Origin of the sequence: Ottowia beijingensis (genome assembly GCF_042680925.1) — a bacterium.
In the GTDB taxonomy this organism is placed as follows: domain Bacteria; phylum Pseudomonadota; class Gammaproteobacteria; order Burkholderiales; family Burkholderiaceae_C; genus Ottowia; species Ottowia beijingensis.
Genome location: NZ_JBHUEP010000008.1, coordinates 162,735 through 189,357, shown reverse-complemented (window position 1 = coordinate 189,357; position 26,623 = coordinate 162,735). Strand labels below are relative to the sequence as shown.

Annotated in this window: 29 protein-coding genes; 20 read left to right on the top strand and 9 right to left on the bottom strand. The window is 66.7% G+C overall.

Translation table 11 applies throughout. The features are described from left to right. A partial coding sequence (locus ACFSCU_RS13980; RefSeq protein ID WP_377560981.1) for an IS3 family transposase occupies positions 1 to 599 on the top strand: 599 nt, incomplete at its 5' end. Positions 600 to 679: 80 nt separating this feature from the next. Here the strand turns inward: ACFSCU_RS13980 and ACFSCU_RS13975 are convergent. Continuing rightward, positions 680 to 976: a helix-turn-helix domain-containing protein gene (locus ACFSCU_RS13975; protein WP_377560980.1), complete on the bottom strand. Its 297-nt coding sequence runs from the start codon at positions 974 to 976 to the stop codon at positions 680 to 682. A gap of 104 nt (positions 977 to 1,080) precedes the next feature. Between ACFSCU_RS13975 and ACFSCU_RS13970 the strand changes: the two genes are divergently transcribed. Next, on the top strand, positions 1,081 to 1,722 hold the full coding sequence (locus tag ACFSCU_RS13970; protein ID WP_377560979.1) for a substrate-binding domain-containing protein: 642 nt from the start codon (positions 1,081 to 1,083) through the stop codon (positions 1,720 to 1,722). Positions 1,723 to 1,777: 55 nt separating this feature from the next. Here ACFSCU_RS13970 and ACFSCU_RS13965 read toward each other — a convergent pair whose 3' ends face one another. The 3 genes from ACFSCU_RS13965 to trpE all read right to left on the bottom strand — a co-directional run bounded on the left by ACFSCU_RS13965 (position 1,778) and on the right by trpE (position 5,290). Beyond that, positions 1,778 to 3,058 carry a tyrosine-type recombinase/integrase gene (locus ACFSCU_RS13965; RefSeq protein WP_377560978.1) on the bottom strand — a complete coding sequence of 427 codons (1,281 nt, stop codon included), beginning with the start codon at positions 3,056 to 3,058 and terminating at the stop codon, positions 1,778 to 1,780. A 268-nt stretch (positions 3,059 to 3,326) separates the two neighbouring features. Further along, a complete protein-coding gene (locus ACFSCU_RS13960) occupies positions 3,327 to 3,779 on the bottom strand; it encodes a GxxExxY protein (RefSeq protein WP_180551734.1) in 453 nt (150 codons plus the stop codon). Between the two features lie 2 nt (positions 3,780 to 3,781). Next, entirely contained in the window at positions 3,782 to 5,290 is a 1,509-nt protein-coding gene (gene trpE, locus ACFSCU_RS13955; protein WP_180550139.1) for an anthranilate synthase component I, read from the bottom strand. Positions 5,291 to 5,677: 387 nt separating this feature from the next. Here trpE and ACFSCU_RS13950 point away from each other — a divergent pair, with 387 nt between their 5' ends. Both ACFSCU_RS13950 and ACFSCU_RS13945 read left to right on the top strand, forming a co-directional pair. Continuing rightward, positions 5,678 to 6,517 carry a transglutaminase-like domain-containing protein gene (locus tag ACFSCU_RS13950; protein ID WP_180550140.1) on the top strand — a complete coding sequence of 280 codons (840 nt, stop codon included), beginning with the start codon at positions 5,678 to 5,680 and terminating at the stop codon, positions 6,515 to 6,517. Positions 6,518 to 6,610: 93 nt separating this feature from the next. Next, positions 6,611 to 7,243, top strand: a complete 633-nt coding sequence (locus ACFSCU_RS13945) for a chalcone isomerase family protein (RefSeq protein WP_257645693.1) — start codon at positions 6,611 to 6,613, stop codon at positions 7,241 to 7,243. 10 nt (positions 7,244 to 7,253) lie between these two features. Here ACFSCU_RS13945 and ACFSCU_RS13940 read toward each other — a convergent pair whose 3' ends face one another. Both ACFSCU_RS13940 and gph read right to left on the bottom strand, forming a co-directional pair. Next, positions 7,254 to 8,204 carry a succinylglutamate desuccinylase/aspartoacylase family protein gene (locus tag ACFSCU_RS13940; protein ID WP_373368336.1) on the bottom strand — a complete coding sequence of 317 codons (951 nt, stop codon included), beginning with the start codon at positions 8,202 to 8,204 and terminating at the stop codon, positions 7,254 to 7,256. Positions 8,205 to 8,215: 11 nt separating this feature from the next. Further along, the gene (gph, locus tag ACFSCU_RS13935) at positions 8,216 to 8,974 is read right to left on the bottom strand and encodes a phosphoglycolate phosphatase (RefSeq protein ID WP_180550142.1); all 759 of its coding nucleotides are present in this window, start codon (positions 8,972 to 8,974) and stop codon (positions 8,216 to 8,218) included. 18 nt (positions 8,975 to 8,992) lie between these two features. Here gph and ACFSCU_RS13930 point away from each other — a divergent pair, with 18 nt between their 5' ends. Further along, complete coding sequence (locus tag ACFSCU_RS13930; RefSeq protein WP_308645803.1) at positions 8,993 to 9,442, top strand: DsrE family protein; 450 nt, start codon at positions 8,993 to 8,995, stop codon at positions 9,440 to 9,442. Positions 9,443 to 9,595: 153 nt separating this feature from the next. On the opposite strand, the gene rpe is transcribed toward ACFSCU_RS13930, so the two are convergent. Then, a complete protein-coding gene (rpe, locus tag ACFSCU_RS13925) occupies positions 9,596 to 10,279 on the bottom strand; it encodes a ribulose-phosphate 3-epimerase (protein ID WP_377560977.1) in 684 nt (227 codons plus the stop codon). Positions 10,280 to 10,333: 54 nt separating this feature from the next. Between rpe and apaG the strand changes: the two genes are divergently transcribed. From apaG to ACFSCU_RS13905, 4 genes are read left to right on the top strand one after another with little or no spacing between them, the layout of a single operon-like run. Then, a complete protein-coding gene (gene apaG / locus ACFSCU_RS13920) occupies positions 10,334 to 10,729 on the top strand; it encodes a Co2+/Mg2+ efflux protein ApaG (protein WP_180550143.1) in 396 nt (131 codons plus the stop codon). 16 nt (positions 10,730 to 10,745) lie between these two features. After that, positions 10,746 to 12,797, top strand: coding sequence for a site-specific recombinase (locus ACFSCU_RS13915; RefSeq protein WP_180550144.1), 2,052 nt, complete (start codon positions 10,746 to 10,748; stop codon positions 12,795 to 12,797). Positions 12,798 to 12,833: 36 nt separating this feature from the next. Then, positions 12,834 to 14,096 carry a cation:proton antiporter gene (locus ACFSCU_RS13910; RefSeq protein WP_377560976.1) on the top strand — a complete coding sequence of 421 codons (1,263 nt, stop codon included), beginning with the start codon at positions 12,834 to 12,836 and terminating at the stop codon, positions 14,094 to 14,096. Beyond that, a complete protein-coding gene (locus ACFSCU_RS13905) occupies positions 14,093 to 15,211 on the top strand; it encodes a YbdK family carboxylate-amine ligase (protein WP_180550145.1) in 1,119 nt (372 codons plus the stop codon). The genes ACFSCU_RS13910 and ACFSCU_RS13905 overlap by 4 nt, the downstream gene beginning before the upstream one ends. Here the strand turns inward: ACFSCU_RS13905 and ACFSCU_RS13900 are convergent. Next, positions 15,192 to 15,329: a hypothetical protein gene (locus tag ACFSCU_RS13900; protein ID WP_180550146.1), complete on the bottom strand. Its 138-nt coding sequence runs from the start codon at positions 15,327 to 15,329 to the stop codon at positions 15,192 to 15,194. The genes ACFSCU_RS13905 and ACFSCU_RS13900 overlap by 20 nt on opposite strands. A 23-nt stretch (positions 15,330 to 15,352) precedes the next feature. On the opposite strand from ACFSCU_RS13900, the gene ACFSCU_RS13895 reads away from it, so the two are divergent. From ACFSCU_RS13895 to ACFSCU_RS13850, 10 genes are all read left to right on the top strand, one after another. Further along, a complete protein-coding gene (locus ACFSCU_RS13895) occupies positions 15,353 to 16,204 on the top strand; it encodes a gamma-glutamyl-gamma-aminobutyrate hydrolase family protein (RefSeq protein WP_257645694.1) in 852 nt (283 codons plus the stop codon). A gap of 26 nt (positions 16,205 to 16,230) precedes the next feature. Further along, entirely contained in the window at positions 16,231 to 17,250 is a 1,020-nt protein-coding gene (thiL, locus tag ACFSCU_RS13890) for a thiamine-phosphate kinase (RefSeq protein ID WP_377560975.1), read from the top strand. A 13-nt stretch (positions 17,251 to 17,263) separates the two neighbouring features. Next, on the top strand, positions 17,264 to 17,869 hold the full coding sequence (locus ACFSCU_RS13885) for a helix-turn-helix transcriptional regulator (RefSeq protein ID WP_180550147.1): 606 nt from the start codon (positions 17,264 to 17,266) through the stop codon (positions 17,867 to 17,869). Between the two features lie 33 nt (positions 17,870 to 17,902). After that, the gene (locus ACFSCU_RS13880; RefSeq protein WP_377560973.1) at positions 17,903 to 19,789 is read left to right on the top strand and encodes a DUF262 domain-containing protein; all 1,887 of its coding nucleotides are present in this window, start codon (positions 17,903 to 17,905) and stop codon (positions 19,787 to 19,789) included. Next, on the top strand, positions 19,786 to 19,929 hold the full coding sequence (locus ACFSCU_RS13875; protein ID WP_377560972.1) for a hypothetical protein: 144 nt from the start codon (positions 19,786 to 19,788) through the stop codon (positions 19,927 to 19,929). The genes ACFSCU_RS13880 and ACFSCU_RS13875 overlap by 4 nt, the downstream gene beginning before the upstream one ends. Positions 19,930 to 20,264: 335 nt before the next feature. Further along, a complete protein-coding gene (locus ACFSCU_RS13870) occupies positions 20,265 to 20,888 on the top strand; it encodes a glutathione S-transferase family protein (protein WP_180550148.1) in 624 nt (207 codons plus the stop codon). Further along, on the top strand, positions 20,888 to 21,166 hold the full coding sequence (locus tag ACFSCU_RS13865; RefSeq protein WP_180550149.1) for a helix-hairpin-helix domain-containing protein: 279 nt from the start codon (positions 20,888 to 20,890) through the stop codon (positions 21,164 to 21,166). Before ACFSCU_RS13870 ends, ACFSCU_RS13865 begins: the two co-directional genes overlap by 1 nt. Positions 21,167 to 21,250: 84 nt before the next feature. Beyond that, entirely contained in the window at positions 21,251 to 22,888 is a 1,638-nt protein-coding gene (locus ACFSCU_RS13860; RefSeq protein ID WP_377560971.1) for a DUF4139 domain-containing protein, read from the top strand. Between the two features lie 173 nt (positions 22,889 to 23,061). Further along, positions 23,062 to 23,535, top strand: coding sequence for a phosphatidylglycerophosphatase A family protein (locus ACFSCU_RS13855; protein ID WP_180551739.1), 474 nt, complete (start codon positions 23,062 to 23,064; stop codon positions 23,533 to 23,535). A 6-nt stretch (positions 23,536 to 23,541) separates the two neighbouring features. Next, positions 23,542 to 24,072 (top strand): CinA family protein, encoded by a 531-nt coding sequence (locus ACFSCU_RS13850; RefSeq protein WP_180550151.1) that lies wholly within the window; start codon positions 23,542 to 23,544, stop codon positions 24,070 to 24,072. A gap of 545 nt (positions 24,073 to 24,617) precedes the next feature. Here ACFSCU_RS13850 and ACFSCU_RS13845 read toward each other — a convergent pair. Then, positions 24,618 to 26,198 (bottom strand): ABC transporter substrate-binding protein, encoded by a 1,581-nt coding sequence (locus ACFSCU_RS13845; RefSeq protein WP_180550153.1) that lies wholly within the window; start codon positions 26,196 to 26,198, stop codon positions 24,618 to 24,620. On the opposite strand from ACFSCU_RS13845, the gene ACFSCU_RS13840 reads away from it, so the two are divergent. Beyond that, entirely contained in the window at positions 26,191 to 26,397 is a 207-nt protein-coding gene (locus ACFSCU_RS13840) for a hypothetical protein (RefSeq protein WP_377560970.1), read from the top strand. The genes ACFSCU_RS13845 and ACFSCU_RS13840 overlap by 8 nt on opposite strands. Positions 26,398 to 26,623: the final 226 nt, after the last annotated feature.

The following is a 26,623-nucleotide window of genomic DNA, read 5'->3' as shown; positions in this document are numbered from 1 at the left end:
GCCATCGCCTGGAACGCTGTCCGCGATGGGAATGGAATCACTGTCCGCCATCAGTGGAATGCGCAGCCAGGGATATCAACGAGGTGCTGAGCATGGATTTCGTCTCGGACAGCCTGTCCAGTGGACGGCGCATCAAGTGTCTGACGGTGGTGGATGACTTCAGCAAGGAGTCCGTGGACATCACGGTGGACTACGGCATCTCGGGCCAGTACGTCACGCGCGTGCTCGACCAAGTGGCCAGGTTCCGTGGCTATCCGGCAGCCGTGCGAACGGACAATGGCCCGGAGTTCACCAGTCGGGCGTTCCTGGCCTGGACGCACAAGAATGGGATTCGGCACATCCTGATTGAGCCGGGCAAGCCCATGCAGAACGGCTATATCGAGAGCTTCAACGGCAAGTTCAGAGATGAATGCCTCAACGAGCAGTGGTTTGAATCGTTGTCACAGGCCCGGGAGTGCATTGCGCATTGGCGGCGGGATTACAACGAGGTCAGGCCGCACAGCAGTTTGGGGCGCATCCCTCCGGCACGATTCGCACAGCAGCACCGCCAGCGCGCGGGCGGTGCTGCTGACAGTGAGCAGAAACAAAACTTCGATTAACCTTCACCCCCGGACTTCTCCAATCCGTTGGTACGGTCAATGGGGGCAGGTCAAACGGATAGTCTATTTCCGGTGCGGCTTCAGCCTGCCTCGGCATCAGCATGAAGATTGCGTTCCATCGCAGCCATCAACTCGGTGCCGCTCATTTTGAGCGCAACGGCAACCTTCAGTATGACGGTCAGCGAGGGCAAATGCTTCCCTCGCTCGATCTTGCTCATGTGCGAACGCTCGATTCCGGCCTGCGCGGCCAGTTCCTCTTGAGCAACACCCTGATCCATACGAAAGGCGCGCACAGCCTTGCCGAAAGCCAGGGCTGGCTCGGCTTCATATCTGGTTGTGCCCGGGGGGCGGCCTCGTTGAACACTACGCTTCTGCATCAGCAGAAGCGTCGAGCAGTCACGATAATTTAACCACGTTAAATTTAACTCACGAGTATCATATTGGATTGCCTTGTTTATCAATTCTCTTCTTGGGGGCTGTTATGCACGAGGCCACCAGTCGGTCCACCCTTAAACTTGCCGTAGCACCGGGCGTACCGTCATCACACCTTTCGGCGCTTCTCGCGCGACAACGCGCGGAAGAACCAGATGTCGCGCTCGCGTTTTTCGAGGTTACAGGCGACGTTCTGCTTCAGGGACTTCTTGAGGGCCGCTTCGACATTGGGGTGTCACTTCAGGATGCCAGCGACCCAGCCCTCAAATCGCAACCCCTATGGATTGAGGACATGGCCGTGGCCATAGCACCACGGTTCCACTTACTCGACCAGGCGAAGCTCACCATCGCAGATCTCCAGGATCACACGATCTATCGGTGGCAGGCGGAAGCTTGTCCCCTGCTAGATGAGAGCTTGATTTCGCTCATGCCTGTGGACCGGGAGAACGTCCAGCGGGTGCCTTCGTTCGAGATGATGGCGCTATGGGTTGCTGCCGGCTACGGCGTTGGGCTATCCGCGCAATCGCGCATAGACCATGCTCATGGCTGGGGGTTCACTATGCGGCCGCTCGCAGACGGCCCCTTTAAGGTCGTGACATACCTGCAACGGCCTTACGCACAAGTTGACTCGGTTATCGAGCGATTCGAGCAGAGAGCACTGCAAGTTGCCGGGACAGGCTCCGCGTGGTGAATCCCTCTATGGCCGGAGTCACTTGGCGACACCCGGTCGCGCTGAGTAGTAGAGGTCACTCGCGCTCGATGACCCGGAGCAGTGCGGTTCTACGCTTCGACATGGGACCAAATGCCTTCGTGACATCTTCAACACTCTTCCCAGCCTGCAAAGCATCGAGGATGTCAGCCCAGTCCTGCATGATCACCTTGCGCGATTCCACGAACTTCGTGTGGTCGTAGGGGGCACGCGAGGAATCCTTGTTCTTCTTGGAATGTGCAAGTTGGAGATCAACTCGCTTTTCAGGATAGCCCAGCAGCCCAAGAATCGTCGTAGCAGTGGAACGAAATCCATGGGACGAAAAACGTCCTCCATAACCCATGCGCTTGAGTGCTTGATTGAGCGTCGTCGCCGACATCACCTGCCCCGGCTTCCTGTAGCTCGGGAACAATACCTTTCCGCCACCGGTGAGCGCATAGAGTTCCCTAAGCGCAGCCACTGCCTGCCGCGATAACGGAACCAGATGAGGGCGCCGCATCTTCATGCGCTCGGCGGGAATTGACCAAATGGCATTGTTCAGATCGAACTCTTCCCACGACGCTTTGCGAAGTTCGACCGTGCGCACATAGGTCAATGCCATCAATTTGAGGGCAAGCACCGTCGTTCGATACCCTCCTTCGTTGTCCACCCGATTCAGAAAGTCCGGGATCTCTGCCCATGTCAGCGGAGGGTTATGACGGACTTGAGGACGCTTGACCAGCCCCTTGAGCAAGGAGGCGGGATCGAATTCGCAGACACCTTGGGCAGCCGCATAGCTGAAGATCTGACCACACCACTGGCGGATGAGAATCGCCACAGTCTTCGCTCCCCGAGCAGCCACATCCTTGATGATAGGTCGCAGATGGGGAGCCCTGATGGAGCTGATCGGCAACTTCCCGATCCGTGGGAAGACGTCCTTTTCAAGGTAGCTGGTGACCTGGTTGGTGTAGTACTCGCTCCAGTGGGCGTTGGCTGCGATCCATTCCCGAGCAACAACTTCGAACGTGCGTTCGTATGTGTCGGCCTGGAGGGCCATGGCCGCCTTTTTCTCCACGATGGGATCAAGCCCCTTCCTGACCAGCGTCTTCGCTCGATCACGTTCAGCACGAGCCGCCTCCAACGTGATCTTTGGGTACACCCCGATTGAGTACACCTGCTCAGCACCACCCAGCCGGTAGCGGTACCACCAGAGCTTGGAGCCATTAGGTTGAACGCGCAAAAAGAGGCTGCCGCCGTCCCGTAGTTGGTACACCCTCGGCCTCGGCTGCGCCGTTTCCACTTTGCGCGCCGAGAGAAGATTGAGTGCTGTGAGTGCCATGTGTATAACGCCTCCAAATTGGCCCGTTACACACTCCATTACACACATGAGCACTGGATTTGTCCAGCTTTCAGAATCGCTCGATGGACGATCAACCCTTTAAAAACAAGGACTTAGAGTTTCTCCGTGGAGGTTGATGGAAGCCAGTGGACCTCAATCGTAGTTATCGATCATCAGCACGTTCATGCCTGGCTCCTCAATACCGGACTTCCATACGCAGAGGACGCAAAGGTTTCGCAGAGGACGCAAAAGAAATGCCAAAGAAATTTCATAGCTTGTTCACCAGGCGTTGAATGCCCTTGACGACCGGAAAGGCATGGAAATTGATGAGGAGGCCGAGCTTGAGGCCCGACAGACGCAGATAGGTCAGCAGTTGGGCGCGGTGCGCTTCCATCAAGCTGTCCAGTGCCTTCAGTTCCACAATCACCGCTTCTTCGACGATGAAATCCGCCCGGTAGGCCAGCCCGACATCCAACCCCTTGTAGCGCGCGGCAACGGGCACCTCGCGTTGAAAACGCAAACCACGCTGCGCCAGTTCGATCGACAACGCCCCCGCATAGGCGCTTTCCAGCAACCCCACACCCAGCACACGCTGCACCTCTACCGCGGCGCCGATCACCTCATGCGAAAAATCATTCTCGATTCTTGGCTGTTCCTTCTGCGTCCTCTGCGAAACCTCTGCGTCCTCTGCGTATGGCTGTTGGCTGTTCGGCAAGGGCATCATCACTCCAGCCCCTCCTCCACCAGCTCGCTCGCCCGCAGCAGCGCGCGCGCCTTGTGCTCCGTCTCTTTCCATTCCATCTCGGGCACGCTGTCGGCCACCACGCCGGCCGCCGCCTGCACGTGCAGGGTCTGATCCTTGACGATGGCGGTGCGGATGGCGATGGCCAGGTCCATGTCGCCGGCGTAGCTGATGTAGCCGCAGGCGCCGCCGTAGATGCCGCGCTTGACGGGCTCGAGCTGGTCGATCAGCTCCATGGCGTGCACCTTGGGCGCGCCGCTCAGCGTGCCGGCAGGGAAGGTGGCCTTCAGCACGTCCATGTTGGTCATGCCTTCGTTCAGGATGCCCTCGACGTTGCTGACGATGTGCATCACGTGGCTGTAGCGCTCCACCGCGAAGGCTTCGGTGACCTTCACGCTGCCGGTTTTGGCGATGCGGCCGATGTCGTTGCGCGCCAGGTCGATCAGCATCACGTGCTCGGCACGCTCCTTGGGGTCGGCCACCAGTTCTTCCTCGGTGGCCTTGTCCAACTCGGGCGTGGCGCCACGCGGGCGGGTGCCGGCCAGCGGGCGGATGGTGACCTTCTTGCCCTCGGCGGTGTGCTCCTGCCGCACCAGGATCTCGGGGCTGGCGCTGACCACGTGGAAGTCGCCGAAGTCGTAATAGATCATGTACGGCGACGGATTCAGCGAGCGCACCGCCCGGTACAGGCTGAGCGGCGACTCGGTGTAGCGCTTGCTGATGCGCTGGCCCACCTGCACCTGCATGAAGTCGCCGGCGGCGATCAGTTCCTTGGCGCGCTCCACCGCGGCCAGGTAGTCGGCCTTGGCGAAGCTGCGCTCTGCGGGATAGTTGGTGCTCGGCTTCACCTGTGGCGCGGCCACCGAATAGCGCAGCTGCTCGCGCAGCACTTTCAGACGCTTCTTGGCGTTGCTGTACGACTCGGGCTGGGCCGGGTCGGCGTAGACGATCAGATACAGCTTGCCCGACAGGTTGTCGATGACGGCCAGCTCCTCGCAGTGCATCAGCAGGATGTCGGGCGTGCCCAGGGTGTCGGGCGGGCAACTGGCTGACAGCTTCTTCTCGATGTGGCGCACCACGTCGTAGCCGAAGTAGCCCGCGAGCCCGCCGCAAAAGCGCGGCAGGCCGGGGCGCAGCGCGACCTTGAAGCGCTTTTGGTAGGCATCGACGAAGTCCAGCGGGTTGCCTGGCGCCGTCTCGACGACCTGGCCGTCGGTCACCACCTCGGTGCGCGCAGCCGCGCCGAAGCCGCTGGCCCTTAGAAAAGTGCGCGCCGGCAGGCCGATGAAGCTGTAGCGGCCGAAGCGCTCGCCGCCGATGACCGATTCGAGCAGAAAACTATAGCGCCCACCGCCCGCCCCGCCTGCGCCGGCGGCCAGTTTCATGTAAAGCGACAGCGGCGTTTCGAGATCCGCGAAGGCCTCGCTCATCAGCGGGATGCGGTTGTAGCCCTGGCTGGCCAGGCTCTTGAATTCAAGTTCGGTGATCACAGGGGTCGAGCCTCCATGCTCGCTGGCGGGGCATGGGGCCCGGCCGTTTCGTCTTCCTTCATTGCGGCACCGGAAGGTGTGGCGCCGCGCCCAGCGCCCATTGCGGGCGCGAATCACAAAGTCAGCGTGCAGGCTTGCGCCAGGGCCACGCCCCCTGGACGGCGGCGCCCAGTGGTGATATGACGTTGCGGGAAGAGAACATGCGGCCTAGTGTAGCAAACAGGTTTTGCGCATGTCAGCCTGAACGCCGACCAGGCCGGTGGGCATTGTCTTGCTTACAACAGGCCCGCCGCCGTGCCCAATGGGCCATCGGGCGCGCCCGTGCGCCACCCGCTCCCCTCCCTGCTTCAACCCCGCCGGCCGCCAGGCCGGGCAACAGAGACTGCCATGCTGATCCGGATTGGTTACGACATCGAACTGGCCTTGAGCGCCCCCACCACCGTGCTCGCGGCGCTGCACGTGCACCCTTCGCGCGCCGGCGACCTGCAGGCCCCCGAGCAATTCGCCGTCGAGCCGGCGCTGCCGCTCCTCAACTACCAGGACGGCTTCGACAACACCATCACGCGCGTCGACGTGCCCGCTGGCGTGGGCAGCGTGCGCTTCACCAACCACGCCGTGGTGGCCGACAGCGGCCTGCCCGACCCGGTGCATGCCGACGCGCGCCAGCACCCGCTGCACGAGCTGCCGCTGGAGGTGTTCCGCTTTCTGCTGCCCAGCCGCTACTGCGAGGTCGACAGCGAACTGATGCCCTTCGCCTGGAACCGGTTCGGCCAGTTGCCCGAAGGCTGGGCGCGCGTGCAGGCCATCTGCGACTTCGCGCACCGGCACATCCGCTTCGACTACATGCAGGCACGCGCCAACCGCACCGCGCTGCAGGCCTGGCAGGAGGGCGTGGGCGTGTGCCGCGACTATGCGCACCTGTCGGTCACGCTGTGCCGCTGCCTGAACATTCCGGCGCGTTACGTCACGGGCTACCTGGGCGACATCGGCATGCCGCCGCCCTATGCGGCGATGGATTTCGCCGCCTGGATGGAGGTCTACCTTGGCGGCCAGTGGCACACCTTCGACGCGCGCAACAACACGCCGCGCATCGGCCGCGTGCTGATGGCGCGCGGGCGCGACGCCGCCGACGTGCCGATCACCATGGTGTTCGGCTGGAGCCAGCTGAACCGCTTCGAGGTGATCACCGACGAAGTGGCGCCGGCTGCACCCCAGCCGGCGCCCTGACCGCCGCCGCCGGGCACGGGTATTCACCGATGGCATGCCGGTAACAAAATGTCATCATGAAACGAACGGTCGTTCTTTTCAAAGGTGATGGCGATGCACATGCAGCAAGCGGGTGTCCGGTTTCTTCCCCACCTGGTCATGGCCTGGATGCTGGCGGGCGCCCTGCTCGCCGCCGTGCCGCGCGGCGCGCAGGCGGCCGAGGTGGAAGGGGTCAAGCTGGCCGAGCAGATCAGCGTGGCGGGCCAGCCGCTGGTGCTGAACGGGGCGGGCACGCGCTACCGCGCCGTGTTCAAGGTCTATGTCGCCGGGCTGTACCTGCCGCGCAAGACGCATTCGGTGGACGAGATCCTGAAGGTCGGCGCCGAGCCACGCCGCCTGCAGCTGACGATGCTGCGCGACATCGACGCCGCCGAGTTCGGCAAGATGTTCTACCGCGGCATGGAAGACAACATGGACAGGAACGCGTTCGCCAAGCTGGTGCCGGGCGTGATGCGCATGAGCCAGGTGTTCACCGACTTCAAGCGCAACAAGGCGGGCGACGTGATCGACATCGACTGGGTGCCGGGCACGGGCATGACGATCCATGTCAACGGCAAGTCGGCCGGCGAGCCGTTCAAGGAGCCCGAGTTCTTCGCCGCGCTGATGCGCATCTGGCTGGGCACCAAGCCGCCCGACTGGAAGCTGAAGGACGCGCTGCTGGGCAAGGCCGAGGGCGCCGCGTCCTGAGCCGCGGGCGTCAGCCCGCGTCCGGCTCGGCCAGGTAGAACAGCTCCTGCCCCACCTCGGCCTCGGGGTGCGGAAACAGCACGCAGCCGTCGTAGGGCGCGGCCACGGGTGTGCCGTCGGCGCGGTGGGCGATGACGTCGCCGGCCTGCACGGCGTCGAAGCTGTGCCAGTCCTGCGCCAGGCGGTCGGCGGGTGATTCGCGCAGCACCACGTCCTTGAGCCGCGCGGCCGGGCCGGCAAAGCGCGGTGGCGCGGGCACGTGCGCCAGCTCCAGGTGCGCCAGCGCGCCGTGGATGGCGCGCGTGGCCACGTCGATGGCCTCCGGGTCTTCGTGCTGACCGCATTCGATGGTGACGGCGTAGCCGCCCTGGCTGCGCATGTATTCGTTGGTGCCGATGCCTTCGTCGTCGGGCAGTTCGCCGCGCAGCCCGGCGGCGCGGTCGTACACCTCCAGCCAGCCTTCGACCACCTGCTGCGCGCCCAGGGCACGGGCCAGCGCCATCTCTTCGGCGGCGCGGGCAAAGGGCTCGCGCGCGCCGCTGTTGTTGCGCGGGCCGACCATGGCGAAGGGGTCGCCCGGCGTGTGGAAGGAATGCAGATCCAGCAGCACCTCGTGCTGCGCCAGCAGCGGCGCCAGCTGGCGGGTGATGCGGTCTTCGTAGTCCTGCGGCTCGGGCTGCGGCAGAAAGCGGCGGTTCAGGTTGCGCTCGCCCTCGCGCGTGGCCTGCGCGAAGGCCAGCGGGTTGGCCACCGGCACCAGGGTGAGGCGGCCGCGCAGCAGGCGCAGGCGGCCATGCGTCAGGTCGTCGATGGCGCGCACGATGGCGTGGGCACCGCACACCTCGTTGCCGTGCACCGCACCCAGCACCACCAGCGATGGCCCCGGCGCCAGCGCCGCCCAGGTGTGCCAGTGCAGCACCTCGGGGTCGGCCACGGCGCGCCGCAGCAGTTCGTGATCCACACTCACCCGCCTCATCCTTCCTTTCGGGGCTGATTCTGCCGCTGCGCCGTCAGCCCTGCGGCGACCGCGGTCATGGTGTCGGCAAAGCCGTCGGCGTCGACGCCGCGCACCGGCTCGCCGTGGTTGTAGCCGTAGGTCATCAGCACCACGGGGCAGCCGGCGGCGCGCGCGGCCTGCGCGTCGTTCTGCGAATCACCCACCATCAGCGTGTGCGCCGGCGCGGTGCCCAGCGCCTTGCAGGCTTCGAGCAGCGGCAGCGGGTCGGGCTTCTTGCGGGCAAAGCTGTCGCCGCCGAAGACGTGGACGAAGAAGCCGTCCAGCCCTTTGGCGGCCAGCAGCGGTTTGGCGAACGACAAGGGCTTGTTGGTCAGGCACACCAGCGGCAGGCCCAGCTCGCGCAGCGCTTGCAGGCCCGCCACCACGCCGGGGTAGACGCTGCTGAACTGGCCGTTAATGGCCAGGTAGTGCTGCTGGTAGCTGCGCCAGGCCTGTTCGTAGCGCGCCTCGGGTTGCGTGGCCGGGCAGCTGGCGCCGATGGCGCCGCCGCTCAGGTCGGCCAGGCGCATCTGCTCGGCCAGCACGCTGCGGATCAGGTGCTCGGAGCCCTTGCCGACCGCGCGCTCGATGAAGTCGCGCGCCACCGGCGGCAGTTGCAGCTCGGCCAGCATGCGGCCCAACGCGACTTCGAAATCGCCCAGGGTGTCGACCTGGGTGCCGTCGAGGTCGATGATGCAGGCATCGATGACTTGTGTTAGCTTGCGAACCGTCATTAATAAGAGGAGACTGATGTGTTTGATCGCTTGAAGACCTTGCGCGCCAGCGCACTGCGCGGTGTGCTGATCCTGGGCCTGGCCTGTGCGACCACCGTCGCCTGGGCGCAGGACAAGGTGGTGTACCACATCAACAACGCCGAGGCGCAGGCCACGGCCGGGCTGCGCAACATCCGCAACCACCTCGATGTGGCGCCCAAGACGCAGATCGTGGTGGTGACGCACGCCGAAGGCATCGATTTTCTGCGCGAGGGCGCCAAGGACAAGAAAAACGCCGACATCGACTACAACGCGCTGGTGAACGCGCTGAAGTCGCGCGGCGTGCGGTTCGAGATCTGCGAGATCACGATTACCGGTGCAGGGCTGAAGAAGGACCAGTTCACCATGGATGCCGACTTCGTGCCCTCGGGCGTGGCGCGCATCACCGAGCTGCAGACGCGCGAAGGGTTTGCCTACATCAAGCCCTGAGGGGCGGCGACGGGCCCCGCCTGGAGGAGGGGGGGACCTTACAGATTTTTCAGAGCATCAAAAAGGCCTTCAGCGCCCGTCCGCCGGGCGCCAGCAGCTTCTTTTTTTGAACTACCAGATGGCGCCAAATGGCTATCGCCTGATTCGGGCGCCTCAGCCCGCCAGCGCGCGCCGCATGTCGGCAATGACGGCCGCGTAGTCGGGCTGGCCAAAGATGGCGCTGCCGGCGACGAAGGTGTCGGCCCCGGCGTCGGCCACCTGGCGGATGTTGGCGGCCTTGATGCCGCCGTCCACTTCCAGCCGGATGTCGCGGCCTGAGGCGTCGATGCGCTGGCGCGCCGCTTCCACCTTGCGCAGCGCGCTGTCGATGAACGACTGCCCGCCGAAGCCGGGGTTCACGCTCATGATCAGGATCAGGTCGATGTCGTCGATCAGCCAGTCCAGCACATCCAGCGGCGCGGCGGGGTTGAACACCAGCCCGGCCTGGCAGCCGGCGGCCTTGATGGCCTGCACGCTGCGGTGCGGGTGCGGCGTGGCGTCGGGGTGAAAGCTGATCAGGTCGGCCCCTGCCTGCGCGAAGGCCTGCGCCAGCGCGTCCACCGGCTGCACCATCATGTGCACGTCCATCGGCACCGGCGTGCCATCGGCGCGCACGGCGTGCGGCTTGATGGCCTGGCAGATCATGGGGCCAAAGGTGAGGTTGGGCACGTAATGGTTGTCCATCACGTCGAAGTGGATCCAGTCGGCGCCGGCGGCGATGACGTTTTTCACTTCCTCGCCCAGCCGCGCGAAGTCGGCCGAGAGGATGGACGGGGCGATGCGGTAGGTGGTGCTCATGGGCGGCGATTTTCACCCACGGACGCCGGCGTTTCGCGCCGTTACCATCGTCGCATGCCGAAATACCAGTTCAGGGTCGAGGTCGAGCCCCAGTTTCTGCCGCACGAATCGGAGCCGGCGCGCGAGCTGTATGGCTTTGCCTACACCATCACCGTGCACAACACGGGCGAGGTGCCGGCGCAGCTGATCTCGCGCCACTGGGTCATCAACGACGCGCGCGGCCACACCGAGGAGGTCAAGGGCCTGGGCGTGGTGGGCCAGCAGCCGCTGCTGGCACCGGGCGAATCCTTCCAGTACACCAGCGGCTGCCGCCTGCGCACGCCCAGCGGCACCATGCACGGCAGCTACTTCTGCGTGGCGGCCGATGGCGAGCGCTTCGAGGTCGAGATCCCGATGTTCGTGCTGGATGCCGGCGACGGCGGCGTGGGCAGCACCCGCGTGCTGCACTGAACACCCCCCGCCCGGCATGGGAACCACTCAGCTCGACCTGATCGGCCTGCTGCGCGCGCTCGACCCGGAGGCGCCGCTGGCCGAACGGCACCTGTGGCTGATCCGGCTGCTCGGCTGGATTCGCGGCGACACCGACAACCCCGACGTGGCGGTGGCGCGCGTGCGCATGCTGATCGACGCCGCCGAGTTGCGCCCCGACTTCCTCAAGCTGTGGCACCACTGGTGGGAGGAGTTCCTGACCGACATGGACGCCACGCCGCTGCTGGCCCACCTGGGGTTTGCGCCGCAGGGCTCCTTCTCCAGCGAGCTGGGGCACCGGCTGCGCCGCAAGCTGCTGCCGATGTCGCCCGACACCACCGACCTGAGCGAGCTGTTCGGCCTGCTGTTTCCGAGCGAGCTGGACGCCCGTTGGCTGCGCGCACTGGACGAACGCACGCTGCGGCGCCTGCGCACCACGCTGTTTCGCGCCGACGCGCGCCTGGGCGCGGGCGACCAGCGGCCCAGCGTCGGCGATTACGCGCTGCGCACGCTGCTGGACGCGCTGGCCTCGGCCATCAGCCAGATCAGCGCCGTCGGGCAGTCTGCCGACGTGCGCGCGCGCCTGTCGCCCGAGGTGAAGGCCCGGCGCCCGTTTCTCGACCTGCCCATCGTCTTCGAGACGCTGCGCGAGGCGGTGGTGGCGCACGGCCGCCAGAGCGCGCCGGCGCTGGTGGCCGTGGGCCAGCTGCGCGAGCAGCTCGACGCCTGCCGCGCCGGCGCCGCCACGGTGTACACGCACCTGCAGGAGCACGGCATCTCGGTGCACATCGAGTTCCAGTTGCGACAGATGCGCCAGCGCATCATCCGCGTGAAGGCGCTGCTGCTGTGCCTGGAGACCGACGCGCCGGCGCAGGCCACGGCGCAGCTGCTGTCGCACCTGGTGCGCGTGAACCACGACAGCCGCAGCCTGCGCGCGCTGCTGAGCACCAGCACCGAGCTGCTGGCCGCCAAGGTGACCGAGCGCAACGCCGAAACCGGCGAGCACTACATCACCCGCAGCGCCGGCGACTATTGGCGCCTGCTGGGCGCGGCGGCCGGCGGCGGCACGCTGCTGGCGTTCACCACCTGGATCAAGCTGGCCATCGGCGCCATCGGCCTGTCGGCGTTCTGGGGCGGCTGGTGGTCGGGCATCAACTACGCGGTGTCCTTCGTCATCATCATGCTGATGGGCTGGACGGTGGCCACCAAGCAGCCGGCCATGACGGCGCCGGCCATGGCCGCGCGGCTGAAGGACATGAAGGCGCCCGACGCGGTGGAGAACTTCGTCGACGAGGTGGTGTACCTGCTGCGCTCGCAGGCCGTGGCCATCCTGGGCAACGTGGGCCTGGTGATGCCGGTGGTGTTCGCGCTGGCGATGGCGCTGGCCTGGCTGGGCTGGGGCCAGGCCATGGACCCGTACCACGCCCAGTACATCCTGGCGCAGCACCACGCGCTGGGCCCCACGGTGCTGTACGCGGCGGCCACCGGCGGGCTGCTGTTCCTGTCCAGCCTGATCGCCGGCTGGGCCGAGAACTGGTTCGTGTTCCACCGGCTCGACTCGGTCATCGCCTTCCACCCGCGCGTCACCGAACGGCTGGGCGCCGAGCGGGCGCGCCGCTGGGGCCTGTACTGGCGCAACCACGTGTCGAGCTGGACGGCCAACATCTCGCTCGGCCTGATGCTGGGGCTGGTGCCGCCCATCGTCAGCTTCTTCGGCATTCCGATGGAGGTGCGCCACGTCACCCTGGTGGCGGGCCAGATCGCCGCCGCCATCCACGAGCTGGGCGCCGGCGTGCTGCGGCAGCCGGCCCTGTGGTGGGCCGTGGGCGGCATCGCCGTCACCGGCCTCACCAACCTGGCGGCCAGCTTCACCCTGGCCTTCAGGCTGGCGCTGACGGCGCAGAACGTGCCGGCCGTGGACCGCCGCCGCGTCTACGCCGCCATGGGCCGGCGCCTGCTGCGCCAGCCGCATTCGTTCCTGCTGCCGGTGCGGGTGCGCCACACCGCGCCGCCCGCGCCCGCCGCCGAGCCGCCCGCCGATGCGGGTTAGCATGGCGAACCGCGACCTGACCGGAGAACCTGCCGCTTGACCGACTCCTGGATCGCCCCCTGGGCCGACCGACTGCCCTTCACCCCCGGCTCGCTGGCGCTCGAATGGGCGCTGCTGCTGGCGCTTGCAGCGCTGGTGGGCCACCTGGTGCAGCGCTACACGCACCTGCCCAAGATCATCGGCTACGCCGTCATCGGCGCCCTGGCCGGCGGTCTGGGCTTTGCCGGCGCGGCCTGGCCGCTGTCGGGCGTGGGCATGTTCCTGCTCGAGCTGGGCATTGCCGTGATGCTGTTCGAGGCCGGCGCGCGCCTGCCGCTGCGCTGGTTCCGCCACAACCCGATGGTGCTGGTGCAGAGCCTGGCCGAATCGCTGCTGACCTATGCCGCCGCCTACATGGCGCTGCGCGCGCTGGGGCTGGAGGTACCCGTGGTGCGCGCGCTGGCGGTGATCGCCATGGCCGCCTCGCCGGCGGTGCTGATGCGCGTGGTCAGCGACCTGCGCGGCAACGGCCCCGTGACCGACCGCGCCATCGCGCTGGCCACGCTGAACACGCTGTACGCGCTGACGCTGGGCACCGCCATGCTGCGCACCATCGACCGCGGCGACGGCACGCTGGTCGCCTCCATGGTGTCGTCGGTGGCGGTGCTGGGCGTGTCGCTGCTGTTCGGCGCCGTGCTGGCGGCGCTGCTGTTCGCGGCCTTCCGCCTGCTGCACCCGACCAGCCAGGACACGGCCATCGTCATGCTGGCGCTGATCGCCGCCTGCGCCGTCATCGCGCCGTCGTTCGGCGGCTCGGCACCGCTTGCGGTGCTGCTGGGCGGCATCCTGCTCAAGCAGTTCCACCCGCGGCCCTGGGTGTGGCCGCGCCAGCTGGGCACGGCGGCGTCGATGCTCACCATCCTGATGTTCGTGCTGGTGTCCAGCATGGCGGTGCAGGCCGACTGGAGCGCGGGCATCACCTGGGCGGCGCTGGTGCTGATCGGCGTGCGCCTGCTGGCCAAGGTGGGCAGCCTGCTGCTGACCAGCGCCGGCAGCGGCATGGCGCTGAAGCAGGCGTTCTGGGTCGGCATCGCCATGGTGCCCATGTCGTCGGTGGCGCTGCTGCTGACCTCGCAGTTCGTGGCCGCCTCGCACAGCGTGGGCGCGCAGGTGGCGGCCATCGCGCTGCCGACCATCCTGATCACCGAACTGCTGGGCGCGGCGCTGGTCAGCATCGCCCTGGCGCGCACCGGCGAATCGGTGCGCCCGTGGCGCCAGAGCGGCTCGCGCACCGCCGCCGACGCGGAGGTGCGCCCATGACGCTGGAAGCCTTCGGCCAGTCCGACCCGCTGACCATCGGCGTGGAGCTGGAGCTGCAACTGGTCAACACCAACAACTACGACCTGACGCACTACGCCGACGACATGCTGCGCCTGATGGCGCAGCGCCAGCTGCCCGGCAGCGTGGTGCCGGAGATGACGGCCGGCATGATCGAGATATCGACCGGCGTGTGCCGCACCTCCGGCGAGGCGCTGGCGCAGCTGGGCCAGATCCGCGACGCGCTGGTGCAGTGCGCCGACAAGCTGAACATCGCCGTGGTGGGCGGTGGCACGCACCCGTTCCAGCAGTGGCACCAGCAGCGCATCTACGACAAGCCGCGCTTTCACGAGCTGTCGACCCTGTACGGCTACCTCACCAAGCAGTTCACCATCTTCGGCCAGCACGTGCACGTGGGTTGCCCGGACGCCGACACCGCGCTCTACACGCTGCACTGCATGAGCCGCTACATCCCGCACTTCATCGCGCTGGCGGCCAGCAGCCCCTACGTGCAGGGGCAGGACACGGCGTTCGACTCGGCGCGACTCAATTCGGTGTTCGCCTTTCCGCTGTCGGGCCGCGCGCCCTGCGTGCTGACCTGGGACGAGTTCGGCCACTACTTCGACAAGATGACGCGCACCGGCGTGGTCAAGTCGATGAAGGACTTCTACTGGGACATCCGCCCCAAGCCCGAATACGGCACCATCGAGGTGCGCGTGTTCGACACCCCGCTGACGGTGGAGCGCGCCGCCGCGCTGGCCGGCTACGTGCAGTGCCTGGCCGCGTGGTTCCAGCACGAGCGGCCCTTCACCCCGTGCGAGGACGACTACCTCGTCTACAGCTACAACCGCTTCCAGGCCTGCCGCTTCGGGCTGGATGCCGTGTATGTCGACCCGGCCAGCGGCGAGCATCTGCCGCTGCGCGAGCACCTGCTGGCCACCATGCAGCGGCTGGCGCCGTTTGCCGAACAGTGCCAGGCCGGCGATGCCCTGGCGCTGCTGCGCCAGGAAGTGCAGGACAACCGCAACGACGCCCGCTGGCTGCGCGAGCGCCAGGCCAGGGAGCAGTTGCTGGGCGAGGTCATCAGGCAGGCCGCGCTCAGGTTTCGTGGTGAATGACAAAATGATCTTGCTGCTGCGCCGCTTTGATGACTGCGGCTGCGCCGCCATGACCGAGCCCCTGACCGGCATGCGGCGAACCGCGTTCTGCATTGGCGTTGCACAGCAGCGCAGTCATTTCGTCATTTCGTCATTGCATCCATGACCCTCCGCATCGGCATCTCCGCCCGCCTGTTGCACAACCCGCCCGCCGGCCTGGGCCTGCCCACCAAGCGGCTGCAGTTCCTCGAAAGCGGCATGGCCCAATGGATCATGTCGCACGGCGTGCTGGCGCTGATGATCCCGTTCATCGACCAGCGCATGCCCGGCATGCGCAAGCGCCCGCCGATCCACGACCTGGTGGACAACCTGGACGGCCTGGTGCTGCAGGGCGGCATCGACATCAGCCCCGCCACCTACGGCGAAAAGCCCTGGCAGGACAAGGCCGAATACGACCCGATCCGCGACGAGTACGAGCTGGAGCTGCTGCGCGGCTTCATCACCGCCGACAAGCCGGTGCTCGGCATCTGCCGCGGCTGCCAGTTGCTCAACGTGTACTTCGGCGGCACGCTGATCCAGGACATCCCGAGCCAGTGGCCCGGCGCCATCCTGCACAACGACACCGAGCGCTACGACCGGCTGATCCACGAAGTGCACTTCATGCCCGGCTCGCGCCTGTCCGACATCTACGGCTACGAGCCGCGCCGCATCACCAGCATCCACCACCAGTGCGTCGACAAGCTGGGCACCGGCCTGGTGCTGGAGGCGCGCAGCCCCATCGACCTGGTGCCCGAGGGCATCCGCCACCCCGGCCACCGCTTCGTCATGGGCGTGCAGTGGCACCCCGAGTTCCACATGAGCGGCGGCTTCGAGGCCGGCGACGGCGTGCTCGACAGCGGCCCGCTGATGATGGACTTTCTGAAGGCCGCCATGCGCCGCGCCGGCCGCGTGCGCAGCCTGGCCGACGGCATGGCCCGCGTGCGCGAGCGCGCCAGCGCGCGCATCGGCCTCTGAGGCCCCGCCACACGGGGCATCCGGCCATGGGCGAGTTCGAACTGATCGAACGTTTTTTCAAGCGAAATCAGGCTGCAACGCCCGCCCCCACTGCGCCAGAAGCTCCTAATTCAATAGCGCTTGGCATCGGTGACGACTGCGCCCTGCTGCAGCCCGCGCCCGGCATGCAGCTCGCCGTCAGCACCGACCTGCTGGTCGAAGGCCGCCACTTCTTCGCCGACGTCGACCCGGCCGCGCTCGGCCACAAGGCGCTGGCCGTCAACCTGAGCGACCTGGCCGCCATGGGCGCCGAGCCGCTGGCCTTCACCCTGGCCCTGGCGCTGCCGCCCGAGCGCGCGCAGGACGAAGCCTGGCTGGCCGCGCTGGCGCAAGGCCTGTTCGCGCTGGCCGACGCCCACGGCTGCGCGCTGGTCGGCGGCGACACCACGGCCGGGCCGTTGACCTTGTGCATCACCGTCTTCGGCCAGGTGCCCGCCGGGCACGCGCTGCGGCGCGACCGCGCGCGCGCGGGCGACGACCTGTGGGTCAGCGGCACGCTGGGCGATGCGCGCCTGGCGCTGGCCGCGCTGCGCGGCGAGATCGACCTGCCCGCCGAAGCGCTGGCCCAGGCCTGCCAGCGGCTGGAGCGCCCCACGCCCCGCCTGGCGCTCGGCACCGCGCTGCGCGGCATCGCCCACAGCGCCATCGACGTCAGCGACGGGCTGGCCGGCGACTTGGGCCACATCCTGAAAGCCAGCCAGGTGGGCGCGGCCATCGAAGCCGTGGACGCTTCTAAATTAATAGCTTCTCGCGCCCTGCTGGCGGGCGCTGAAGGCCCATTTGGCTTGAAATCCCTGCTGTCCTTCATCCTCACCGGCGGCGACGACTACGAACTGGCCTTCACCGCCCCGCCCGCCGCCCGCGCCGCCGTGCAGGCCGCCGCCCAGCGCGCCGCTACCCCGGTCACCCGCATCGGCCGCATCGAGGCCGAACCCGGCCTGCGCCTCATCGACGCCCATGGCCGCGCCACGCCGCTGGCCGCCCGCGCCTTCGACCATTTCGCCTGATCTGCGCGCCGCCATGCCCAGCCGTGCCGCCCGCCTGCTGCAGTTGCTCGAACGCCTGCGCGCGCACCGCCAGCCCGTGCCCGGCGCCGCGCTCGCGGCCGAACTGGGCATCAGCCTGCGCACCCTGTACCGCGATGTATCCACGCTGCGCGAACAGGGCGCGCGCATCGACGGCGACCCGGGCGTCGGCTACCTGCTGCGCCCCGGCTTCACGCTGCCGCCGCTGATGTTCAGCGAGGACGAGCTCGAAGCCCTGATCCTCGGCACGCGCTGGGTGGCCAACCACGCCGCCGACCCCGAGCTGGCGCAGGCCGCCCACGGCGTGATGAACCGCATCGGCAACGTGCTGCCACCCGCGCTGCGCCTGGCGGTGGAAACCAGCGGCCTGTTCGTGCCGCCACCGCACGACTGCTACCGGCCCGCCCCCGCGCCGTGGCTGCCAACACTGCGCCGCGCCATCCGCGACGAGCACGTGCTGCAGCTCGACTACCGCGACGAGGCAGGCCACGTGACGCAGCGCCGCATCTGGCCCTTCGCCATGGCGTTTTTCGACCAGGCGCGCCTGATCGCCGCCTGGTGCGAACTGCGGCAGGCGGTTCTGGCCACGAGTTTTAAGTAGTCGCAGCACATTCAACAACCTCAGAGAGGAAACATGGATTCGAGGACCTACACCGTTCACCAGATTTACCAGGACCGCCGCCAGTATCGCGTTCCGTTTTATCAGCGGGCATATGTTTGGAACCGCGAGGAGCAGTGGGAGCCATTATGGGTAGACATTCAGGAGAAGGCAGAAATTCGCTTGCAAGGCGGCAAGCCCGTGCCGCATTTCATGGGTGCCGTTGTGCTGGAGCCCCAAAAGAAGGCAGGATTGCTGGGAGTTGAACGGCATCACATCATCGACGGACAGCAACGCCTGACGACATTGCAGTACGTATTCAAAGCGCTTTGTCTCGTCTTGCGTGAACTGGATCAGAAAGCACTTTTGCCCTTAGTCGAGAACTGCCTCGTGAACGCCAACCCGGAAACCATGGAAGACAAGGAGGTGGAGCGATTCAAGCTCTGGCCGACCTTCCGAGACCGCGAGCAGTACATCAAGGCCATGACGGCCGGAGATATCGACAAGCTCAAAGAGCGGTTTCCGGACAGCTTTACCCGTGGCGGGACACTTAAGAAGATCGGCGCGGATCATCCGCCCGCCCTCGAAGCCATCTGCTATTTCCGTGAAGTCATGCTGGAATGGGCGAGAGAGCCTGATGCGGAACCTTTGCCCGAGCGGACATCGGCCCTTGTTTCAGCGGTACTGACCGATCTGGCCATCGTTTGCATCTCGCTGGGAGAAGAGGACGACGCACAGGTGATCTTCGAGACACTGAACGGACGCGGAGCGGAGTTGCACGCCACTGACCTGATCCGCAACTTCATCTTTATGCGCGCAGGGACAGATGCCGACGATTTGTACGCAACGCTATGGAGCCAGTTCGAGGCGCCGCTGTGGGCCGAGCAACAGAAGCGAGGCCGTTTGAATCGCCCTCGGCTGGAGTGGTTTGTGCAGACCGCAGTACAGGCGCAGACGGGCGAGGAAATTGACATAGGGCGTCTCTATGCTGGGTATCGACGATGCGTCGAGGGTGACGCGGCACTTTCCTCTGCCGGTGACCAGTTGAAATTCTTGAACCGCTATGCCGAGCACTACAGAGCCTTGGTGACGGGCACAGGTAGTTCGCCCATCGCGGAGTTTGGTCGCCACATGTCGGCTTGGGATGCTTCTCCCACACATCCGTTGGCTCTGAGGGTGGCCGCAGGTGCATTGCCTGCGGACGAGCAGGCCGCTGTTTTCGAGGCCATCGAGTCGTATCTGGTTCGTCGGGCTGTATGCGGCCTCTCACGAAAGAACTACAACAAAGTTTTCGCGCAGCAGTTGAAGAAGCTGACCGATTCTGGTGGAGACGCGAAATCTTTCAGGCGTGCTCTGGCAGAGCTTTCGGGGGAAGCATCCCGCTGGCCTACCGATGACGAGTTTAAGAAACAGTGGCTCAGTGGTGCCGTTTTCCCTGGCCGGTTAGATGCCGCAAAGCTTCGCTTTATGTTTCATCGGCTTGAGGTGGCGATGCGATCGGCCAAGTCGGAGGAGCGGGTGGTGCTGTCGCTTGATGATCTCGACATCGATCACATTCTTCCGCAGACATGGAGCACTCATTGGTCACTGGCTGATGGCAGCATGGTGTCAGCCCAGGAAGTCGGCGATGCGAGGTTGTTATCCCTCACTGCCACCGAGTTGACCGATAAGGCCAAGGCGATCGCGCAGCGCGAAGCATCAGTGCCGACAATTGGCAATCTCACGATGGTTCACTACGGCGTGAACCGGTCTGTGCAAAACAAAGAGTTCGCGGTCAAGCGCCAGGCATTGTTCGAGCATTCGAATTTACAGCTCAACAGAACATTGACCGCAACATCACTTTGGAATGAAGCAGAGATCCAAAAGCGGGCGGAAATGTTGTTTGAACATGCGCTGAGGCTCTGGCCGCGATCTTCGGCATGAACGCCCCCTTCTCCCTCCGTGTCTTCGTAGCCGACGGTGACCCCGACGGCCTGCGCATCGTCGACAAATCCAACTGGATCGGCACGGCGCTGGTGTTCCCGCGTGCGCTGCTGCTGCAGGTCAAGGCCCGGGCCGATTAATGCCAATTCATCCAACACTTACGACATGGGAAACGCGCCCATACTGGCCGTTTTTGGTCAACTCATCTTGCGTCTTTGGTAGGGCACCGTGCGTTGGCGCTTGGCGCTGTCGCGGCCGAGTGTGCTGCTGACAGAAACCGTCATCGACGCGTGCCACGATGACGCTCCCCCAACCAAGAGCTCGCCATGACCGCACAGCGCTCGGCTCTGTCGCACGTTTCGCTTGGCACCAACCGTTTCGAATAAACCACGACGTTCCACGACGCCGTGCGGGGCGCGCTCGACATTGTCCGTGTGCAAGACATATCCACGCCTGCACTACCAAGGAGAAACTCATGACCACCCCACTCACCTTCTACACCCACCCCATGTCGCGCGGCCGCGTGGCGCGCTGGATGCTGGAAGAAACCGGCCTGCCCTACGACACCGTGCTGCTCGAGTACGGCACCACCATGAAAGCGCCCGACTACCGCGCCATCAACCCGATGGGCAAGGTGCCGGCCATCCAGCACGGCGACACCGTGGTGACGGAGAACGCCGCCATCCTGCTGTACCTGGCCGATCTGGTGCCCGAGAAAAAGCTGGCGCCGCCCGTGGGCACGCCGGCGCGCGGCCCCTACTACCGCTGGATCGCCTTCATGGCGCCGCTGGAAGCGATGCTCACCGCCAAGAGCGCCGGCGCGCTGGCCAAGCCCGAACAGGCCGGCTACGGCTCCGAAGCCGACGTGCTCGCCACGCTCGAAGGTGCGCTGAAAGGGCGTGACCATCTGGCGGGCGACCACTTCACCGCCGCCGATTTGTTCGTCGCCGCGTCGATCGGCTTTTACTTGCAGTTCAAGATGCTGGAGCCACGGCCTGAATTCGTGCGCTTTGCCGAGTTGCACGCCAGGCGCCCGGCAGCCCAGCGCGCCAACGCCATCGACGACGAAGCCGCGGCCAAGCTGCAGCCGGCCGGCTGATGCCTTTCGCGCCGAGCGAGCGCCAAGCGCTGCTGGCCGTCAAGGGCGTCGGCCCCACCGTGATCGCGCGGCTGGAGCAGATGGGCATCGAGTCGCTGGCGCACCTGGCGCGCGCCAACGCTGCCGACGTTCTGGCGCGCGGCGCGGCATTGGCGGGCTCGAGCTGCTGGAACAACAGCCCGCAGGCGCGGACGGCAATCCACGGCGCCATCGCTGCGGCGCAGGAAGCCACGCGGCAGCCGCGCTCATCCGGCACCCAATCACTCCCGAATTCATAGCTGCTTGCGCTTGATGGACAAGCGCCAGGCGCCTGTTTGATTCAAAAACACGAAGCCACCCACCGCGCTGCTAGCATGCAGGCCATGCACCTCAAGTCTCTCGCTCATTCAGGGCCGCGCTGGCGCCTGCTGTTGCCGATGCTGGCCCTGTGCGCGCTGTCGCCCGCGCAGGCGCAATCGACCGAGACGCGAGCCGACGCCTCGCGCGTGGTCCGCGTCAAGGTCTACCCCGGCAGCGCCACCGTGGAGCGCACGCTGCGCCTGGCGCCCGGCGCGCGGCAAGCCATCTTTGCCTGCCTGCCGGCGGGGCTGGACGCCGCCAGTCTGCAGGTGAGCAGCGATGCCACGGTGCGCGTGGGCGAGCTGGCGGTGCGCCAGCAGGCGCGCGAGTTGCTGGGCAACGCCTGCGCCAGCCCGCTGGATGAGCGCATCCGCGGCCTGGAAGACCAGATCGCCGCACTGCAGGCCGAAAGCGCCGGCATCGGCTACGCGGCGGGTTACCTCAAGAGCTTCGAGAACGCCGGCAACGGCGAAGGCCGCGCCACGCCGCCGGCGCAGATCGGTGCCACCGTGACGGCGCTGCGCCAGTCGGCCCGCGAGGCGCTGACGCGCCAGCACCAGATCAAGCGCCAGCAGGAGGCGCTGGAGCGCGACCTGAAGCCGCTGCTGGCCGAGCGCGACCGCGCCGGCGCGCAGGGCGCCCGCGTGAGCACCGTGCAGGTGACGCTGGCCGCGCCGCAGGGTGGCGAGCTGCGCCTGTCGTACCAGGTGCGCGGCCCCAGCTGGCAGCCCAGCTACCGCGCCACGCTGGACAGCGCCACGAAACAGGTGCGGCTGGAACGCCAGGCGCTGGTGGCGCAGGCCACGGGTGAGGACTGGGACGGCGTGCAGCTCACCCTGTCCACCGGCCAGCCCGGCGCGGCCACGCAGGGGCCGTTGCCACGGCCGTGGCGGGTAGGCATCGAGCCGCCGGTGCAGCCCATGCCCGCCCCGGCGATGGCGCCTGCGCCTGCGCTGGCGGCCGCGCCCATGTCGCGCGCGCGCGTGGCCGCCACCGACGCGGCGGAAGCCATGCCCAGCTTCGACGTCAGCGTGTTCGACGGCAGCTTCGCCACCGAATTCGCCGTGCCGCAGCGCATCAGCGTGCCTTCGAGCGGCCAGCGCGTCACGCTGTCGCTGGGCGAGCACCTGGCCGACACCACGCTGAAGGTGCGCACCACGCCCGCGCTGGATGCCACGGCCTACCTGATCGCCGAGATCGCCCCGCCGCCCGGCGTGTGGCCGGCCGGCCCAGTCAACCTGTACCGCGACGGCGCCTACGTGGGCAACGGCCGCTTCGACACCGCGCAACTCGGCCGCCAGGGCCTGGCCTTCGGGCGCGACGAGCTGGTGAGCGTGCGCATGGAGCAACCCCAGCGCACCGACGGCACGGGCGGCTTCATCGGCAGCCGCAACGAGCGCCGCGTGAGCCGCCTGTACACAGTGGAGAACCGCCACCGCGACGGCATCACGCTGCAGGTGCTGGACGCCGCGCCGGTGCCCGAGCACGAGGACGTGCGCGTCGAATCGCGCTACCAGCCCGAGCCGCAAAGCCAGCGCTGGAACGACCAGCCCGGCACCGTGCTGTGGGCGCAGCCGCTGCCCGCCGGTGCCACGCAGCGCTTCAGCGCCGAGCACGTCATCACCTGGCCGAAGGACGCGCGGCTGCGCGAGCGCCCATGAGCCTGGCCAACGCCCCGCGCGACGACGTGAGCGACGTGCGCGCGCGGCCGCTGGAGCCGGCTGCGCCGGAAGCCGGCCGCCGCGGCCCGGCGCCTCCCATCGACCTGGAAGCCACCGCGCCCCCCGGCGACGGCCCACCACCCGCCGGCGCCGTGCGGCCCACCGCCCGCTTCATGCGCGCGCACCCGGCGCACTGGATCGCGCTGGGCTTCGGCGCCGGCCTGTCGCCCGTGGCGCCCGGCACAGCGGGCACGCTGTGGGCCTGGCTGGCGTGGGTGGTGCTGGGCTGGTGGCTGACGCCCGCGCAGCTGGGCTGGCTGCTGGCCGCATCGCTGCCGCTGGCGGTGTGGAGCAGCACCGTGACCGCGCGCCACCTGCGCAGCGCCGACCCCAGCGCCATCGTGATCGACGAAATCGTCTCGTTCTGGCTCGTGCTGTGGCTGCTGCTGCCGGCCGGGCTGTGGGCGCAGTTCGTGGCCTTCGCGCTGTTCCGCCTCTTCGACGCCGCCAAGCCCGGCCCCGTGGGCTGGGCCGACCGCCTGCTGCACAGCGCGCGCGGCTGGAAAGGCGGCTTCGGCATCCTGCTGGACGACCTGGTGGCCGCCTTCTGCACGCTGGTGGTGATCGCGCTGTGGCGCGCATGGTGACGCCGGATGCTACAAAACAATGAGCTGTCTGCGCTTTCTGGGCGGTCGCTGGAAGCCGAAATCGTTCAAGACCTGGCCACCCTGCTGCGCCGGCGCGGCTGGCTGTTGGCCACCGCCGAAAGCTGCACCGGCGGCCTGATCGCCGCCGCCTGCACCGATCTGGCCGGCAGCAGCGACTGGTTCGAGCGCGGCTTCGTGACCTACAGCAACGCCGCCAAGACCGAGCTGCTGGGCGTGCCCGCCGCGCTGATACAAGCGCACGGCGCCGTCAGCGAGCCGGTGGTGCGCGCCATGGCCGAAGGCGCCCTGGCGCACTCGCGCGCCCAGCTCAGCGTGGCCGTCACCGGCGTCGCCGGGCCCAGCGGCGGCAGTGCCGGCAAGCCAGTGGGCACGGTGTGGTTCGGCTGGTGCGTGGATGGGCAGACGTTCGCCGAACGCCAGCACTTCGACGGCGACCGCGCCGCCGTGCGTGCGCAGACGGTGGCGCATGCGCTGGCGCGGCTGGTGCAGCGCTTGCAGGGGCCGGCCGAGGCCTGATTCCATTTCCAGATCAGAGCTGCAATAGCTCGTCATTCCGGCGCAAGCCGGAATCCAGACGGCGTGTGCGGAGCAACATGGATCCCGGCCTTCGCCGGCACGGCGGCGATTGATACTGCTTCGCGTTCAAAAAGATGGTTGCTGGCACGTGATGCGATGACGAAATGACCTCGCTGCGCTTCCATGACGGCGGCTGCGCCGCCATGACGCCAGCCAAGTGCAAGGCAGTCCACGCATCAGCGGTGTCATTTCGTCATCACGCCGCGCAGCGGCGAATTCATTGCGTCATCCGTCAAGAGCTAACGTTTGGAACCCGAAACGGTATGAACTGGAAATGGAATCACAGGCGATAGCGTTTTGACGCCGTTTGAACCGTCAAAAAAAGTAGCTTCTTGCGCCCGGCTTATGGGCGCTGAAGGCCTTTTTCTTGCCTTGAATAATTTTCAAGCCCCCCCCCCTTTTTGCGGGGCGTCCTCCGCGTGGCCCGCGCGCCCATGCAAAAGGGCTGCCCGCGGGCAGCCCTTGGCGGCACGGGCTGTGCGCGCTTACTTCACGGTGATCAACCGCCAATCCAGCCGGTTGTCGGCGCGGTGCGTCACGTCGACGTTGCTCTTCATCGCCCAGGGGATGACCTGGTTGTGCAGCGGCAGGTGCGACACGTCCTGGTGCTCCAGGATCAGTGCCTGCTCGATCAGCTCCAGCCGGCGCTTCTGGTCGACCTCGACCTTGATGCGCTCGATCAGCGCGTCCATCTGCGGGTTGCTGTAGCGGCCGACGTTGTAGTTGCCGTCGCCGCCGGCGCCCACGCTGCGCACCAGCGACTGCAGGCTGTACAGCGCGTCGAAGGTGGGCACGCCCCAGCCGAGCATGTAGATGCTGGCCTCGTAGCGCTGGATCATGGGGAAGTAGGTGACCAGCGGCAGCGTGCGCAGCTTGGCCCTGACGCCGATCTTCGACCACATGGCGGCCACGGCCTGGCAGATGCGCTCGTCGGCGATGTAGCGGTTGTTGGGGCAGGCGAAGTCGACCTCGAAGCCGTCCTTGTAGCCGGCATCGGCCAGCAGTTTCTGCGCCGCGGCCAGGTTGAAGGGGTAGCGCTGGTCGGCGCGCTTGGTCCAGCCGGCCACCTGCGGCGCGATCAGCGTGCCGGTGTTCTGGCTCTGGCCGCGCATCACCACCTTGTGGATGGCGTCAATGTCGATGGCCTGGTAGAGCGCTTGGCGCACGCGCTGGTCCTTCAGCGGGTTCTTGCCCTTGATGTTGGAGCCGGGCAGTTCGTCGCGGTGCTGGTCCATGCCGAAGAAGATGGTGCGGTTCTCGGGCCCGGTGACCACCTTCAGCGCCTTGTTGGCCTGCACGCGCTGCAGGTCCTGCGGGGTGGGGTCGAGCACCAGGTCGACCTGGCCCGACAGCAGCGCCGCCATGCGCGTGGCCTCGGACTTGATGGGGCTGTAGACGATCTCGGTGACGTTGCCCGGCTTGGCCTTGGCGGCGTGGCCCCACCAGTTCGGGTTGTCGACCAGCACCAGGCGCTGGTCGGGCTGCCACTCCTTCACCATGAAGGGGCCGCTGCCCATGGCGTTGCGGTGGGCAAAGCTTTCTTCCTTGGTCTTGATGTCCTTGGGCTGGGTGGAGTTGTTCTTCTCGGCCCAGGCCTTGCTCATGATGCGCAGCTCGGTCAGCTGGTTCAGCAGCACCGGGTTGGGCGACTTGGTGTGGATGTCGATGCTGCCGGCGCCGGCCTCGACGCGGTCGATGCCCTGGGTGAAGACGTGGTAGTTCGAGGTCTTGGCCATGGCGCGTTCGATGGAGAACTTGACGTCCTCGGCCGTCAGCGCGCTGCCGTCGCTGAACTTCACGCCCTCGCGCAGCGTGAACTGCATGTGCGTGGGGCTGACCTGCTTCCAGGCGGTGGCCAGCATGGGCTCGATCTTGAAGCTCTTGCTGTTGTAGTACACCAGCGATTCGTAGATGGCGGCGTGCACGCCGTTGCCCAGCGCGTTGTTCTGCGAATGGATGTCGAGCGTGGGGATGTCGCTGGCGCTGCTCCACCGGAAGGTCTTGGCGTGCAGCGGCAGCGCGCAGCACACGGCCAGCGCGGCCAGAGAGAGGGTGCGGATGTTCATGTTGTTGGCCCTTCCTGTGCGGTTGCAAAACGCGTCAGTATGCAAGCTGCAGGGCCGCCGACACAGAGGGAAGTCCCTGACGCAGCGGGGCGGCCACATCAAAAAAGATAGCTGCTTGCGCACGCAGAAACTTGATTTCAAGGCATTTCATCCTGAAATCATTTCAAACAGGGCGCAGGCCGCTATTGTTTTTGCGTGATGGGCAACCAGTATCAGACCACGTTGTGGGAGCGGGCTTGCCCGCGATGAGGCGCCTCGTCGCCACCAACGCTTGATCGCGGGCAAACCCGCTCCCACACAGCGGATGCGGTCCGCCCGTCATTGGCGACTTGTTGATGATCAAGTGTTTTTGATGCCAACCGCCCACCGCAACCCGCGGGTGTTAGGCTGTGCCCCACCCTTGGCCGGCCGCACCCTGGCGGTGC

Bases quoted from the DNA above. Each gene is read 5' to 3' on its own strand.
- ACFSCU_RS13975 (WP_377560980.1), bottom strand. From the start codon at position 976: ATGCAGAAGCGTAGTGTTCAACGAGGCCGCCCCCCGGGCACAACCAGA.
- ACFSCU_RS13970 (WP_377560979.1), top strand. From the start codon at position 1,081: ATGCACGAGGCCACCAGTCGGTCCACCCTTAAACTTGCCGTAGCACCG.
- ACFSCU_RS13965 (WP_377560978.1), bottom strand. From the start codon at position 3,058: ATGGCACTCACAGCACTCAATCTTCTCTCGGCGCGCAAAGTGGAAACG.
- ACFSCU_RS13960 (WP_180551734.1), bottom strand. From the start codon at position 3,779: ATGCCCTTGCCGAACAGCCAACAGCCATACGCAGAGGACGCAGAGGTT.
- ACFSCU_RS13950 (WP_180550140.1), top strand. From the start codon at position 5,678: ATGCTGATCCGGATTGGTTACGACATCGAACTGGCCTTGAGCGCCCCC.
- ACFSCU_RS13945 (WP_257645693.1), top strand. From the start codon at position 6,611: ATGCACATGCAGCAAGCGGGTGTCCGGTTTCTTCCCCACCTGGTCATG.
- gph (WP_180550142.1), bottom strand. From the start codon at position 8,974: ATGACGGTTCGCAAGCTAACACAAGTCATCGATGCCTGCATCATCGAC.
- rpe (WP_377560977.1), bottom strand. From the start codon at position 10,279: ATGAGCACCACCTACCGCATCGCCCCGTCCATCCTCTCGGCCGACTTC.
- apaG (WP_180550143.1), top strand. From the start codon at position 10,334: ATGCCGAAATACCAGTTCAGGGTCGAGGTCGAGCCCCAGTTTCTGCCG.
- ACFSCU_RS13915 (WP_180550144.1), top strand. From the start codon at position 10,746: ATGGGAACCACTCAGCTCGACCTGATCGGCCTGCTGCGCGCGCTCGAC.
- ACFSCU_RS13905 (WP_180550145.1), top strand. From the start codon at position 14,093: ATGACGCTGGAAGCCTTCGGCCAGTCCGACCCGCTGACCATCGGCGTG.
- ACFSCU_RS13900 (WP_180550146.1), bottom strand. From the start codon at position 15,329: ATGACTGCGCTGCTGTGCAACGCCAATGCAGAACGCGGTTCGCCGCAT.
- ACFSCU_RS13895 (WP_257645694.1), top strand. From the start codon at position 15,353: ATGACCCTCCGCATCGGCATCTCCGCCCGCCTGTTGCACAACCCGCCC.
- thiL (WP_377560975.1), top strand. From the start codon at position 16,231: ATGGGCGAGTTCGAACTGATCGAACGTTTTTTCAAGCGAAATCAGGCT.
- ACFSCU_RS13885 (WP_180550147.1), top strand. From the start codon at position 17,264: ATGCCCAGCCGTGCCGCCCGCCTGCTGCAGTTGCTCGAACGCCTGCGC.
- ACFSCU_RS13880 (WP_377560973.1), top strand. From the start codon at position 17,903: ATGGATTCGAGGACCTACACCGTTCACCAGATTTACCAGGACCGCCGC.
- ACFSCU_RS13875 (WP_377560972.1), top strand. From the start codon at position 19,786: ATGAACGCCCCCTTCTCCCTCCGTGTCTTCGTAGCCGACGGTGACCCC.
- ACFSCU_RS13870 (WP_180550148.1), top strand. From the start codon at position 20,265: ATGACCACCCCACTCACCTTCTACACCCACCCCATGTCGCGCGGCCGC.
- ACFSCU_RS13865 (WP_180550149.1), top strand. From the start codon at position 20,888: ATGCCTTTCGCGCCGAGCGAGCGCCAAGCGCTGCTGGCCGTCAAGGGC.
- ACFSCU_RS13860 (WP_377560971.1), top strand. From the start codon at position 21,251: ATGCACCTCAAGTCTCTCGCTCATTCAGGGCCGCGCTGGCGCCTGCTG.
- ACFSCU_RS13855 (WP_180551739.1), top strand. From the start codon at position 23,062: ATGCGCGCGCACCCGGCGCACTGGATCGCGCTGGGCTTCGGCGCCGGC.
- ACFSCU_RS13850 (WP_180550151.1), top strand. From the start codon at position 23,542: ATGCTACAAAACAATGAGCTGTCTGCGCTTTCTGGGCGGTCGCTGGAA.
- ACFSCU_RS13840 (WP_377560970.1), top strand. From the start codon at position 26,191: ATGTTCATGTTGTTGGCCCTTCCTGTGCGGTTGCAAAACGCGTCAGTA.
- ACFSCU_RS13845 (WP_180550153.1), bottom strand. From the start codon at position 26,198: ATGAACATCCGCACCCTCTCTCTGGCCGCGCTGGCCGTGTGCTGCGCG.